The organism is Streptomyces sp. NPDC126499 (assembly GCF_040302485.1).
In the GTDB taxonomy this organism is placed as follows: domain Bacteria; phylum Actinomycetota; class Actinomycetes; order Streptomycetales; family Streptomycetaceae; genus Streptomyces.
Window position 1 is genome coordinate 63,743 of sequence record NZ_JBEOUO010000027.1, and the last position, 12,999, is coordinate 76,741.

Genomic DNA, 12,999 nt, shown 5'->3' on the forward strand with positions numbered 1-12,999 from the left:
GCGCGGAGTGATCGGGTGCACCCGGTGGGCCGTTGACACCGGGTGCCAGGGCTTCTAGCGTCTCGTCTACGGTCGATACTAAGCGGTCGCTCACCTGCGGGAGAGCGAGCGGCCGCGGTACCCGCCGTATCCAGGGACGATCCAAGGGCGAGGAGAACAAGCATGTCCACCACCGAGCAGCGCGTAGCCGTCGTCACCGGTGCGGCGCGGGGCATCGGCGCCGCCACCGCGATCCGGCTCGCCGCCGAGGGCCGGGCCGTCGCCGTACTCGACCTCGACGAGGCGGCCTGCAAGGACACCGTCGAGAAGATCACCGCCGCGGGCGGCACCGCGCTCGCCGTCGGCTGTGACGTCTCCGACAGCGCCCAGGTGGAGGCCGCGATCGCGCGTGTCGTCGCCGAGCTCGGCGCGCCGACGATCCTCGTGAACAACGCGGGCGTGCTCCGCGACAACCTGCTCTTCAAGATGTCCGAAGCGGACTGGGACACCGTCATGAACGTCCACCTCAAGGGCGCGTTCCTGATGGCCAAGGCCTGCCAGAAGCACATGGTCGACGCCGGCTTCGGCCGGATCGTCTCGCTCTCCTCCTCCTCGGCGCTCGGCAACCGCGGCCAGGCCAACTACTCCGCGGTCAAGGCCGGTCTCCAGGGCTTCACCAAGACCCTCGCCAAGGAGCTCGGCAAGTTCGGCATCACCGCCAACGCCGTCGCCCCCGGCTTCATCGTCACCGAGATGACCGCGCAGACCGCCGAGCGGGTCGGCATGGGCTTCGAGGAGTTCCAGGCCGCCGCCGCGTCCATGATCCCGGTCCAGCGCGTCGGCCGGCCCGAGGACATCGCCAACGCCATCGCCTTCTTCACGGGCGACGACGCCGGCTTCGTCTCCGGCCAGGTCCTGTACGTGGCCGGCGGCCCGCTCAACTGACGCCACGGCGCGGGAGGAGAACGCACATGAGCGCGAACGCACTGCCCGAGCCCTCGGGCAAGGTCGCCCTCGTCACCGGCGGCAGCCGGGGCATCGGCTACGGCGTCGCCGAGGCGCTGGTCGCCCGCGGCGACCGGGTCTGCATCACCGGACGCGGCGAGGAGGCCCTGAAGGAGGCCGTGGAACGGCTCGGCGCCGACCGGGTCATCGCGGTGCCGGGCAAGGCGCACGACGAGGCCCACCAGGCCGCCGCCGTCGCCGCCACCATGGAGGCCTTCGGCCGGGTCGACTTCCTGATCAACAACGCCGGCACCAATCCGGTCTTCGGGCCGATCGCCGAACTCGACCTGGCGGTCGCCCGGAAGGTCTTCGAGACCAATGTGGTCTCGGCGCTCGGCTTCGCCCAGCACACGTACCGGGCGTGGCAGAAGGAACACGGAGGGGCGATCGTGAACATCGCCTCGGTCGCCGGAATCGCCGCCTCGCCGTTCGTCGGCGCGTACGGAATGAGCAAGGCGGCCATGATCAATCTCACCCTCCAGCTGGCGCACGAATTCGCACCCGCGGTCCGGGTCAACGCCATCGCCCCGGCCGTCGTGCGAACGAAATTCGCCGCGGCCCTCTACGAGGGCCGGGAGGCCGAGGCGGCCGCCTCCTACCCCCTCGGCCGGCTCGGAGAGCCGCAGGACATCGGGGGTGCCGCCGCCTTCCTGACCTCCGCCCAGTCGGACTGGATCACCGGCCAGACACTGGTCGTCGACGGCGGCATTTTCCTGAACGCCGGTGTCGGGTGACCGATATCCGGACACTTTCCTGAATTCCTGACCGGTTTGGCCCCGGTTGTTCAGAGAATGCCTCAAGTGCCCCGCCCGGGCCGATCATTGACCTGGCGGGGCGCTGCGGTATCGTCGGCCGACCCCAGGCTGAACGAGGAGCGTGCACGTGTTCAACCGGACCAGTCTGCAGGCCGCTGCAGCCCTTGCGTCCATATCCCTCCTGTCCGGATGCGGTGTGTTTTCGGACGGTGAATCCGCAACGGAACAGAGAATCGTCGTGGGGACGACGAGCTCGCCCTCGACGCTCGATCCGGCCGCCGCCTGGGACAATTCCTGGGAGCTTTTCCGGAATGTCTTCCAGACTCTCGTGAGCTTCCCGACCGGCCGGACGACGCCCGAGTCGGACGCCGCGGACTGCAGGTTCAAGGAGGGCTCCTCCAGCCGGGTCTTCGAGTGCCGGGTCCACGAGGGGCTGACCTTCTCCAACGGTCACAAGCTGGACGCCGAGGCCGTGAAGTACTCGATCGAGCGGATCCGCACGATCAACCACAAGGGCGGCCCCAACGGCATGCTGGGCTCCCTCGACAAGATCGAGGTCGTCGCGCCCGACACGGTCGTCTTCCGGCTGAACAAGCCGGACGCCACCTTCCCCTTCGTCCTCGCCACCCCGGCCATGTCGATCGTCGACCCGGCCGAGTACCCGGCGGACCGGCTCCGCACCGACGGCAAGCTCGTCGGTTCCGGCCCGTACGTCCTGGACGAGTACAAGGAGAAGGAGAAGGCCGAGCTCAGCCGCAACCCGAGCTACAAGGGCTTCGCCGACCGCAAGAACGGCGGCGTGACCATCAAGTACTTCGCCGAGTCCGAGGCGATGGTCACCGCCCTGAAGGAGAAGGAGATCGACGCCACCTACCGCGGTCTGACCGCCGCCGAGGTCGTCGACCTCCAGGCCGACAAGCCGGAGAACAAGGGCCTCCAGCTGGTCGAGTCCACCGGCGCCGACATCCGCTACCTGGTCTTCAACACCAAGGACGCCTCGGTCGCCAAGCTGCCCGTCCGCAAGGCCATCGCCCAGCTCGTCAACCGCGAGGAACTGGTCAACAAGGTCTACCAGGGCACCGCCGAGCCGCTGTACTCGATGGTCCCCAAGGGCATCGCGGGCCACACCACCAGCTTCTACGACCGCTTCGGCGAGCCCGACCCCGCCAAGGCCAAGTCCATCCTGCGCGCCGCCGGCATCACCGAGCCGGTCGAGCTGGACTTCTGGTACACCACCGACCGCTACGGCTCCTCGACCGCGCCCGAGTTCGCCGAGCTCAAGCGCCAGCTGGAGGGGTCCGGCCTCTTCGAGGTCACCCTGCACGGCAAGCCCTGGAAGGAGTTCCAGGCCGGCTACCAGAAGGGCGAGTACCCCGTCTTCGGCCGAGGCTGGTTCCCCGACTTCCCGGACCCGGACAACTTCATCGCCCCGTTCGTGGGCGAGGAGAACGTCCTCGGCACCCCGTACGTCAGCCCCGAGATCACCGGCGAGCTCCTCCCGAAGTCCCGGCGCGAGAGCGACCGCGCGGCCGTCACGGACGAGTTCAAGCAGGCCCAGGAGATCATGGTGCGCGACGTCCGGCTGCTGCCCCTGTGGCAGGGCAAGCTGTACATCGCCGCGAGCGAGGACATCGCGGGCGGCGAGCGGGCGCTCGACCCGCAGACCGTCATGCAGATGTGGGAGCTCAGCCGCCGCACCAGCTGGTAGCCGACGGCCCGGGTCCCCGGGGGACCCGGGCGGACGGCGTTGTCAGTGCTCCCCGGTAGGTTCTCGTATGGAGTACAACGAAGCCCACCGGAGGTTGTTGACGTGACCGACACCGACATGCTGCCCGAGTCCTGGCGCGGCGTCCTCGGCGAGGAGCTGGAGAAGCCCTACTTCAAGCAGCTCACCGAGTTCGTCGAGGAGGAGCGGGCCAAGGGGCCGGTCTACCCGCCGCGCGAGGAGGTCTTCGCCGCCCTCGCCGCCACCCCGTTCGACCAGGTGAAGGTCCTGGTCCTCGGCCAGGACCCGTACCACGGCGAGGGCCAGGGCCACGGTCTGTGCTTCTCCGTCCGCCCGGGCGTGAAGACCCCGCCCTCGCTGCGGAACATCTACAAGGAGATGCAGGCCGAGCTCGGCCACCCGATCCCCGACAACGGCTATCTGATGCCGTGGGCCGAGCAGGGCGTCCTGCTGCTCAACGCGGTGCTCACCGTCCGGGCCGGCGAGGCCAACTCGCACAAGGGCAAGGGCTGGGAGAAGTTCACCGACGCGGTGATCTCTGCCGTCGCCGCCCGCCCCGACCCGGCCGTCTTCGTGCTGTGGGGCAACTACGCCCAGAAGAAGCTCCCGCTCATCGACGAGAGCCGCCACGCCGTGGTGAAGGGCGCCCACCCCTCGCCGCTGTCGGCGAAGAAGTTCTTCGGCTCCCAGCCCTTCACCCAGATCAACCAGGCCGTCGCCGCCCAGGGCCACGAGCCGATCGACTGGCGCATCCCCGACCTCGGCTGAACACGCCGGGTGTCGTGACGATCAGGCCGGGTCCGGCGCGGCGGAGCCGCACCCGGCGCCGGATCCGGCAGTCTCGGAGCGAGGGGGCCGACGAGAACGCGAGGAGGCCGAGTGACCGGGCAGCAGGTGGCGGACGATCCCGTCATGACCAGGATCGGGCAGGCGATGATGCTGCTCCACGGCGGCGACCGCGAAGAGGCCCGCAACCGCTTCGGCGATATCTGGGACCAGCTCGGACCGGACGGCGACCCGCTGCACCGCTGCACCCTCGCCCACTACATGGCCGACGCCCAGGACGACCCCGACGCCGAGCTCGCCTGGGACCTGCGGGCCTTGTCAGCGGCCGAGGGCCTGGACGAGGACCGGCCGGCCCGCCACGACTCGGCGGTGGCCCTGCGCGCCCTGTACCCCTCGCTCCACCTCAACCTCGCCGCCGACTACGTGAAACTGGCCCGCCCCGACGCGGCCCGCGTCCATCTGGACCGGGCCCGCGCCGCCGCCGAGGCCCTGGACCACGACGGCTACGGGAACGGGGTGCGGGCCGCGATCGAGCGCCTGGAGCTGCGGTTGCGGCGCCTTCCGGGCGGGTTCTAGGGGTGTCCCGCCGATCGGGCCGGATCAGGGAGCGGCGTCCGTCCTAGCGGCCGTACGTGCCCCGGCAGATCTTCGCCTGCTCGCTGCGGGGGCTCCAGCCGCCGTACCGCTCGCCCAGCTCGCAGACGTCCGCCCGGCCGCGGGGCACCTTCGCGAGCCCGGGAATCTCGACCTCCGGATGCCGGTGCCGCTGCTTCGGTACGGAGGTGGGGCGCGGCTTCTCGGTGCGGCGCGGGCGCGCGGGTTCGGCCCCTTCGCCCTCGTCCGTCCGGTGCCGCTCGACGGCAGACCGCGGCTCGGGCGCCGGCGGATCGGGCATCGCGGCCTCCAGGGCCTCGCGGGCGGGGCCCTGCACGATCTGGGGCGCGACGTCCTGGCCGGGGGTCTCGGCCGAGAGACGGGGGGCGGGTGCGGGGGCCGCGGGCGGCGGCTCGACCGCGACGCAGCCCGACAGGGCGGCCATGGCCGCCCCGGCGAACAGCGTCACTCGTGTTCTGGTTCCATGCACTCGCGCAACTCTGCGGGGCGAGCAGCTTTTTCACACCCCTACTCGCCGGGAATGCCCCGCATGAGTGATCACCCCGCCGCGGGCTGACCCCCGCGCCCGTGGCGTCGAGGTCCCCGGTGCGGCTCAGTCGCCGGTGGCGCCGTCGATGCGCTCCCGGAGGAGGTCGGCGTGGCCGTTGTGCCGGGCGTACTCCTCGATCATGTGCAGGTAGATCCAGCGGAGGTTGTACGTCTTCCCCGAGCGGTGCTTCCCGGTGCCGACGTCGTCGAGCGCGCGCCCGGCGGCGTGGGCGCGGGCCTGGGCGATCTCGCCCTGCCAGGTGGCGTACGCCTCCTCCCAGGTGTCCTCCTCGGTGGCATGGATGTCCCGGTCCATGTCCTCCTCGGTGCAGTAGATCCAGCCGGCGTCCTCGCCCGCGAGGGTCCGCCGGAACCAGCCGCGCTCGACCTCGGCCATGTGCCGGACCAGGCCCATCAGGTTGAGGTCGGACGGCGGGGCGGAGGCGGTGCGCAGCTGGGCGTCGTCGAGGCCCTCGCACTTCATGGCGAGGGTGGCCCGGTGGAAGTCGAGCCACTCCTCCAGGGCCGCGCGCTCGCCGGTGAGGGTGTCCGGGTCGACGCGGGGGGTGGATGCGATGCGTTCGGCAGTCATGCCCGCATCGTCGCCGATGATCGCCCCGCGGGGCCAGTGGATTGACGGTGGTTCAGCCGCGCTCGCCCCCCGGCGACCTGCCCGGCGAGCCGCCCAGCATCCCACGCAGCAGCTCGTCGAAGCCGGTGCGCAGTTCCGCGCGGCTCGGCACCGCCGCGTGGAAGGAGCCGGCGGCGCAGGAGAACATCAGCCCCTCGGACCAGGCGATGAGGGAGAGCGCGTGGCGCTCGGGCGAGGGTGACCCGGCGGCGGCCATCATCGCGATCAGCGGGCCGTGGAAGACGGCTCCGGCGGAGTCGAAGAACGAGCGCAGCTCGGGACGGCGGGTGGCCTCCAGGGCCAGTTCGTAGCGGGAGACCAGCAGGGCCCGGTGGTCCGTCAGATAGCGGTGCAGGGCCAGCGCGAGCGCGTCCACCAGGGCGTCGGGGCCCGCGTCTGCGGCGGGCAGCTCGTGCGGGGCCAGGACGTCCGCCTCGCGCTGGACCTGGCGCCGGACGGCGGCCTCCAGGAGGGCCTGCCGGGTGCGGGCGTGGTTGGAGGTGGAGCCCTGGGGGAGTCCGGCCCGCTCGTCCACGGCGCGGTGGGTGAGCCCGCGCATCCCGCGCTCCACGAGCAGGTCGAGGGCCGCGTCCCCGATGAGCTCGGCGCGGGTGGGCGGGGCGTCGGAAGCGGGTGCTGCGGTCATGAGAGCAATCTATCGACCCCGGCGCCCCGAGACTGTCCCGTTGACTACAGCTGTAGTACGGTCGCTCCGAGAGGCTCACTACATCCGTAGTCCACTGTCGCCGCCCCAAGGGGGAGTCATGGAACAGCACCGTGCCGTCGTCGTCGGAGCCGGCATCGGCGGCCTCACCGCCGCCGTCGCCCTGCGACAGCGCGGCTGGGACGTCACCGTCCTCGAACGCGCCCCCGGCCTCGCCCCCGTCGGCGCCGGCATCGCCCTCGCCCCCAACGCCCTGCGCGCACTCGACGTCATCGGCCTCGGCGACCCGGTCCGGGACCTCGCCGCCTGGCAGGGCGACGGCGGCATGCGCCGCCCCGACGGCCGCTGGCTCTGCCGCACCGACGCCACGGCCGCCGCCGCCCGCTTCGGCGGCCCGCTCGTCCTGCTGCACCGCGCCACCCTCGTCGACCTCCTCACCTCGGCCCTGCCCGCCGCCGCCGTCCGCACCGCGACCCCGGCCCGCCTCGACGACGCCGGCGACGCCCGTCGACCCGCCCGCGTCTCCACCCCCGACGGCGCCATCGAGGCCGAACTCGTCGTCGCCGCCGACGGCCTCCGCTCCACCGTCCGCACCGCCCTCTTCCCCGGCCACCCCGGCCCCCGCTACTCCGGCTTCACCACCTGGCGGACCGTCATCCCCGCCCCCGAGCGGCCCTTCGCCCCGCACGAGACCTGGGGCCCCGCCCGCCTCTGGGGCAGCCAGCCCCTCAAGGACGGCCGCGTCTACGCGTACGCCATGGCCGCGGCGCCCGCCGGGGCCCGCGCCGCCGACGGCGAGAAGGCCGAGCTCACGCGCCTCTTCGGCGACTGGCACCACCCCGTGCCCGCCATCCTGGAGGCCGCCGGCGAGACCGGCGTCCTCCGGCACGACGTCCACCACCTCATCGACCCGCTGCCCGCCTTCCACCGCGGCCGCGTCGCCCTCCTCGGCGACGCCGCCCACGCCATGCAGCCCACCCTCGGCCAGGGCGGCAACCAGGCCGTCGAGGACGCCATCGTCCTCGCCCACCACACCGGCCGCGGCCTGCCCGTGCCGGCCGCGCTCACCGAGTACACCGCCGACCGGCTGCCCCGCACCACCGCCCTGGTCCGCAAGGCCGCCCGCACCGGCCGCCTCGCGCTGCTCTCCGCCCGCCCCGCCGTCGCCCTGCGCGACACCGCCGTGACCACCCTCTCCCGCCTCGGCCCCGGACTGATCCTGCGCGGCTTCGACGGCATCGCCGACTGGCGCCCCCCGGTCGGCGCCGCAGCGCCCCGCGTAAGCTGACCGGCGCGAACGGCCCCACCGCGGGGGCCGGGGAACGACGGCAAGGGAGACCGAAGTGAAGGTCGGCTGCATCGGACTCGGCGACATCGCCCGGAAGGCGTACCTCCCCGTCCTGTCCACCCTTCCCGGGATCGAACTCCACCTCCAGACCCGCACCCCCGCCACCCTCGACCTGGTCGGCGACAGCCTCCACGTGCCCGCCGCGCGGCGCCACCGCGACCTCGACTCGCTGCTCTCCGCCGGACTCGACGCCGCCTTCGTGCACGCCCCGACCCCCGTGCACCCCGAGATCACCACCCGCCTCCTCCAGGCCGGGGTCCCCACGTACGTCGACAAGCCGCTCGCCTACGAGTACGCCGAGTCCGAGCGGCTCGTCGAACTCGCCGAGAAGCACGCGGTCAGCCTCGCCGTCGGCTTCAACCGCCGGCTCGCCCCCGGCTACGCCCAGTGCCTCGACCACCCGCGCGACCTGATCCTCATGCAGAAGAACCGCATCGGCCTGCCCGAGGACCCGCGCACCTTCGTCCTCGACGACTTCATCCACGTCGTCGACACCCTGCGCTTCCTGCTCCCCGGGGAGGTCGAGCACACCGACGTACGCGCCAGGGTCCGCGACGGGCTCCTGCACCACGTCGTGCTCCAGCTGTCCGGCGACGGCTTCACCGCCCTCGGCATCATGAACCGGCTGAACGGCTCCACCGAGGAGATCCTGGAGGTCTCCGGCCAGGACACCAAGCGGCAGGTCCTCAACCTCGCCGAGATCGTCGACCACAAGGGCCAGCCCACCGTGCGCCGCCGCGGCGACTGGGTGCCGGTGGCCCGCCAGCGCGGCATCGAGCAGGCCGTCATCGCCTTCCTCGAAGCCGTACGCGAAGGCCGGCCGCTCAGCGCCCGCGACGCCCTCCTGACGCACGAGCTGTGCGAGCACGTGGTGCGCCAGGCACTCGCCCAGGCCACCTGACCCCCGGCTTTCGCCGGTCCTTCGGGTCCCCGCCGTCCTCCCGGCTCCCGCCGGTCCTCCCGGTAGGCCGGCTCCCGCCGGTCCTCCCGGCCCGCCGCACCGCCCGCGCCTCTGCCTCAGCGCCGCCTGAGCCGTCCCACGGCCTCGACCACGCACAGCGCGACGAGGACGGCGACGGCCCCGTGGACCGCCCAGTCGCCGAGACGGACGTACGGGGTCGTCACGCCCCCGCCGAGCGGCAGGTCCAGGACGGCGGCGCCGCTGGTCCCGGTGCCCAGGGTCGTGCCCACGGGCCGCCCGTCCGGGCCGTACGCGGCGCTGATCCCGGTCAGCGTCGCGTGCACCACCGGCCGCCCCGACTCCGCGGCCCGCAGCGCCGCGAGCGAGGCGTGCTGGGCCGGAGCCCAGCTGTCCTGGAAGGTGGAGGTGGCCGACTGGGCCACCACCACGTCGGCACCGTCCAGGGCCAGCCGCCGGGTCATGTCGGGGAAGGCCGACTCGAAGCAGACCAGCGGCCCGACCCGCAGCCCCGCGCCCTCGCTCCCGTCCGGCGGCGGCAGCGTCATCACGACCGGCGCGGTGCCCCGCTGCCGGTCCTCGCCGGCCGCCTTGCCGACCGAGGTGACCCAGCCGAGCACGGCCCGCGCGGGGATGTACTCGCCGAACGGCACGAGGCGCATCTTGTCGTAGCGGTCCCCGGTCGGCCCGTCCCGGTCGACGAGCACGGCGCTCTTGAAGATGCCGGGGCGGTCCGAGCGGCGCGCGTCCACGTTCACCAGGACCGGCGCGTCCACCGAGCGCGAGAGCGCCGCGAGCCGGGCGGCCAGGTCGGGCCGCGCGTCCAGATCGGCGCCCACGCTGCTCTCGCCCCAGACCACCAGGTCGAGCCGCTGCCCGGCGAGCGTCCTGGTCAGCTCCTCGCCCCGCGCGAACCGCCGTTCGGCGCCGCCCGGCGGGTCGAGGACACCGGGCTGGACAACCGCCACCCGTACGGTGCCGGTGGGACGCGGCGGTGCGGTGCCCCACCAGGCGAGCCCCAGTACGAGGGCGCAGCCGACCAGCCCCACCAGCGCGGTCCTGCGCACCGGCGCCACGGCCACGAGCAGGGCGACGGCCGTGTTCACCGCCACCACCAGCAGGCTCACCAGCCAGATCCCGCCGACCGAGGCGAGTCGCAGCGCGGGCGGCACCTGCCACTGGCTCGCCCCGAGCAGCCCCCAGGGGCCGCCGAGGCCCTCCCAGGAACGGACCAGTTCGATCAGCAGCCAGCCGGAGGGCACCACGAGCAGCGCGGCGGCGGCCCGGCGCGGGGACGGCGAGCCGCCGAGCAGGCCGCGCACGAGCCGGCCCCACGGCAGCCAGAGCAGTCCGAGCAGGGCGGCGAGCAGGAGCATGAAGACGTGGAGGCTCGGCAGCAGCCAGTGGTGCACGGCCAGCATGAAGCCGACGCCCCCGCACCAGCCGTCCAGACCGGCCCGGCGCGCGCTCGGCGCCGTACGGATCAGGAGCAGCCAGGGGACGAGGGCCAGGTACGCCCACCACCACAGGCCGGGGGCGGGGAAGGCGAGGGCGGGCAGGGCGCCCAGGGCGACGGCGAGCGCGGACCGGCCGATGCCCGGCAGCCGGGTCCGGGCCCGGGTCCGGGTCCGTACGGTGTCGGCGGCGACGTAGTTCTGCCCGGTGCCGGTGCCGGCGTCATGGCCCGCGCCGGGAGCCGCGCCGGTGCCACCGTCGTGGCCCGCGCCCGGACCAGTGCCCGCGCCCGGACCAGTCCCCGCGCCGGGGCCGGGGCCCGGGCCCGTGCCCGCGCCGGGGCCCGCGCCCGCGCCGGTGTGGGGGCCCGTCGTGGCGTCGGCGGTGGTGCCAGGTCCCGGTCCGGCCGCGGCCCTGCCGGCCGGGGTCGAGCGCCGGGCGAACGGAGTCCGCATACCCTGCCTCCAGGTGTCGCCTCCAGTGTGCGCGCGACCGGCCCCGCGGGGCGGCTCGACAGGCCCTCGGGCGCGCCGCTCTCGGCCGGTCCTCTTCCCCCTTCCCGGCCTGCGGGCTCTCAGCCCCGGCGCCACCTCTCCTCGACCACCACCGAGGACAGCAGCCAGCCGCCGTCCGCGCGGCGCAGCGTGAAGGCGTAGCGCCCGCCGCACACGAAGTCCTCGCCCGACGCGAACCGCATGGGGTTCACGTAGTCGGCGCGCGCGGTCGCCTCGTCGCCGGGAGAGCCCCCGAGGTCCTGGACGCGTACGCGCCGGTTGACGATGAGGTGCTGTCGTACGGGAAAGAGCCGCATCGTCCCGGCGAGCCAGTCGGCGACCTCGGAGGCGGGTCCCTCGACGCCGCCCGCACCGCGGTAGTCGGCGCGCCCGTCCGGGGTGAACAGCGCCCGGTACGCGGTCCAGTCGGAGTCGTCCACGGCCATGGCGTAACCGGTGATCACGTCGTCGACGGCGAGCCGGTCCATCACGTTCGCGAGGTCCACGCGCTGTGTCATCGGTTCAGTGTCGGGCAGTGGGGGAGCGGCGCCAAGGGGTGTGCGCGGCCCCGCTGTCCGGGGCGGCGCGGACGGGGGGTGTCAGCCCGCCGACTCGCCCGCGTGGGGGCTGAGGACGTCCGTGCCGACCAGGACGAACAGGACGATGCCCAGGATGATGCGGTAGATCACGAACGGCATGAAGGACTTGGTGGTGATGAACTTCATGAACCAGGCGATCACCGCGTAACCGACGGCGAAGGCGATGACGGTCGCGAAGATCGTCGGCCCCCAGGAGACGTGGCCGCCCTCGCCCGCGTCCTTCAGCTCGAACACGCCGGAGGCGAGTACGGCCGGGATGGCGAGCAGGAAGGAGTAACGGGCCGCGGCCTCACGGGTGTACCCCATGAGCAGACCGCCGGAGATGGTGGCGCCGGAGCGGGAGACGCCCGGGATCAGGGCCATCGCCTGGCAGACGCCGAAGATGAGGCCGTCGCGCACGCCGAGCTCCTTGAGCGTCTTGCGCTCGCGGATGGCGCGGTGCCGGCCGCCGATCTCGTCCCGGGCGGCGAGCCGGTCGGCGATGCCGAGCACGATGCCCATGACGATCAGCGTGGTGGCGATCAGCCGCAGATCGCGGAACGGGCCCTCGATCTGGTCCTTGAGCGTGACGCCGAGGACGCCGATCGGGATCGAGCCGACGATGACCAGCCAGCCCATCTGAGCGTCGTGGTCCGCGCGCATCGCCTTGTCGAAGAGCGAGCGGAACCACGCGGACACGATCCGCGCGATGTCCTTGCGGAAGTAGATGAGGACGGCCGTCTCGGTGCCGATCTGGGTGATGGCCGTGAACGCGGCCCCCGGGTCGTGCCAGCCGGCGAAGGCGGCGGTGAGCCGCAGATGCGCGCTGGAGGAGATGGGAAGGAACTCCGTCAGCCCCTGGACGAGTCCGAGGATGAATGATTCGAACCAACTCATGGGGCCAGGGCCGTCCCGTATGTACGTGTGCGGTCAGAAGGTCGGTGCGCAGCGTACCGTCCCGAAGTGACAGGACCGTGCCCAGGGCTCGGGCGCGGGCCCCGGCCCGGCGGTTCAGTTCTCCACGGGTCCCGCCGTCGTCCAGCCGGGCGCCCGTACATGGGTCGTCAGGCTCGCCCGGTCCGCCTCCTCGCCGCAGTGCGCGCAGACCACGCGCGGGCTGAGCACCGCGCCGCAGCTGTGCTCCAGGACCACCGGGCGGTCCTCGGGGCGGAGATGGCGGTCGCCCCAGGCCATCAGGGTCATGAGCACGGGCCCGAGCTCCCGGCCGGCCGGCGTGGCCCGGTACTCGTACCGCGGGGGCCGCTCGCTGTACGCCGCCTTCTCCAGGATCCCGGCCTCGACCAGGCGCTTGAGGCGCGTGGTGAGGATGTCGCGCGGCGCGCCCGTGTTGCGGGCGATGCGGTCGAAGCGGTGGACGCCGAGGAAGACCTCGCGCAGGACGAGGAGGGAGTACTTCTCGCCGACGAGCGCGAGCGTGTCGGCGATGGAGCAGGGGCGGGGGGCGGCCTTCATGGGCCAAGCCTAAGGCAGCCGACAGAGAGGGTTTGAGAATCCA

At 73.1% G+C, this 12,999-nt stretch carries 14 protein-coding genes; 7 read left to right on the forward strand and 7 right to left on the reverse strand.

Going from position 1 to position 12,999, the window contains the following annotated elements; genetic code table 11:
- The first annotated feature begins 162 nt into the window (after positions 1 to 162).
- The 5 genes from fabG (at position 163) to ABTZ91_RS29595 (ending at position 4,827) form a co-directional block, all read left to right on the forward strand.
- A complete protein-coding gene (fabG, locus tag ABTZ91_RS29575) occupies positions 163 to 924 on the forward strand; it encodes a 3-oxoacyl-ACP reductase FabG (RefSeq protein ID WP_352080279.1) in 762 nt (253 codons plus the stop codon).
- A gap of 26 nt (positions 925 to 950) precedes the next feature.
- Positions 951 to 1,718, forward strand: a complete 768-nt coding sequence (locus ABTZ91_RS29580) for an SDR family oxidoreductase (protein WP_352080280.1) — start codon at positions 951 to 953, stop codon at positions 1,716 to 1,718.
- 148 nt (positions 1,719 to 1,866) lie between these two features.
- Positions 1,867 to 3,447 (forward strand): ABC transporter substrate-binding protein, encoded by a 1,581-nt coding sequence (locus ABTZ91_RS29585; RefSeq protein ID WP_352080281.1) that lies wholly within the window; start codon positions 1,867 to 1,869, stop codon positions 3,445 to 3,447.
- Positions 3,448 to 3,549: 102 nt separating this feature from the next.
- Positions 3,550 to 4,233, forward strand: coding sequence for a uracil-DNA glycosylase (ung, locus tag ABTZ91_RS29590; protein ID WP_352080282.1), 684 nt, complete (start codon positions 3,550 to 3,552; stop codon positions 4,231 to 4,233).
- Positions 4,234 to 4,377: 144 nt separating this feature from the next.
- Positions 4,378 to 4,827: a hypothetical protein gene (locus tag ABTZ91_RS29595; RefSeq protein WP_352080314.1), complete on the forward strand. Its 450-nt coding sequence runs from the start codon at positions 4,378 to 4,380 to the stop codon at positions 4,825 to 4,827.
- A 43-nt stretch (positions 4,828 to 4,870) separates the two neighbouring features.
- Here the strand turns inward: ABTZ91_RS29595 and ABTZ91_RS29600 are convergent, their stop codons facing one another.
- The 3 genes from ABTZ91_RS29600 to ABTZ91_RS29610 form a co-directional block, all read right to left on the reverse strand.
- Positions 4,871 to 5,314, reverse strand: coding sequence for a hypothetical protein (locus ABTZ91_RS29600; protein ID WP_352080283.1), 444 nt, complete (start codon positions 5,312 to 5,314; stop codon positions 4,871 to 4,873).
- A gap of 144 nt (positions 5,315 to 5,458) precedes the next feature.
- Positions 5,459 to 5,986 (reverse strand): DinB family protein, encoded by a 528-nt coding sequence (locus ABTZ91_RS29605; RefSeq protein WP_352080284.1) that lies wholly within the window; start codon positions 5,984 to 5,986, stop codon positions 5,459 to 5,461.
- A gap of 52 nt (positions 5,987 to 6,038) precedes the next feature.
- A complete protein-coding gene (locus tag ABTZ91_RS29610) occupies positions 6,039 to 6,671 on the reverse strand; it encodes a TetR family transcriptional regulator (protein ID WP_352080285.1) in 633 nt (210 codons plus the stop codon).
- Between the two features lie 118 nt (positions 6,672 to 6,789).
- Here ABTZ91_RS29610 and ABTZ91_RS29615 point away from each other — a divergent pair, with 118 nt between their 5' ends.
- Positions 6,790 to 7,977: an FAD-dependent oxidoreductase gene (locus ABTZ91_RS29615; RefSeq protein ID WP_352080286.1), complete on the forward strand. Its 1,188-nt coding sequence runs from the start codon at positions 6,790 to 6,792 to the stop codon at positions 7,975 to 7,977.
- Positions 7,978 to 8,032: 55 nt separating this feature from the next.
- Positions 8,033 to 8,938: a Gfo/Idh/MocA family oxidoreductase gene (locus ABTZ91_RS29620; RefSeq protein ID WP_352080287.1), complete on the forward strand. Its 906-nt coding sequence runs from the start codon at positions 8,033 to 8,035 to the stop codon at positions 8,936 to 8,938.
- A gap of 116 nt (positions 8,939 to 9,054) precedes the next feature.
- Here the strand turns inward: ABTZ91_RS29620 and lnt are convergent, their stop codons facing one another.
- From lnt to ABTZ91_RS29640, 4 genes are all read right to left on the reverse strand, one after another.
- Positions 9,055 to 10,866, reverse strand: coding sequence for an apolipoprotein N-acyltransferase (lnt, locus tag ABTZ91_RS29625; RefSeq protein WP_352080288.1), 1,812 nt, complete (start codon positions 10,864 to 10,866; stop codon positions 9,055 to 9,057).
- Between the two features lie 119 nt (positions 10,867 to 10,985).
- On the reverse strand, positions 10,986 to 11,423 hold the full coding sequence (locus tag ABTZ91_RS29630) for a nuclear transport factor 2 family protein (RefSeq protein WP_352080289.1): 438 nt from the start codon (positions 11,421 to 11,423) through the stop codon (positions 10,986 to 10,988).
- Between the two features lie 81 nt (positions 11,424 to 11,504).
- Positions 11,505 to 12,380, reverse strand: a complete 876-nt coding sequence (locus tag ABTZ91_RS29635) for an undecaprenyl-diphosphate phosphatase (RefSeq protein WP_352080290.1) — start codon at positions 12,378 to 12,380, stop codon at positions 11,505 to 11,507.
- 114 nt (positions 12,381 to 12,494) lie between these two features.
- Complete coding sequence (locus ABTZ91_RS29640; RefSeq protein ID WP_352080291.1) at positions 12,495 to 12,956, reverse strand: helix-turn-helix domain-containing protein; 462 nt, start codon at positions 12,954 to 12,956, stop codon at positions 12,495 to 12,497.
- Positions 12,957 to 12,999: the final 43 nt, after the last annotated feature.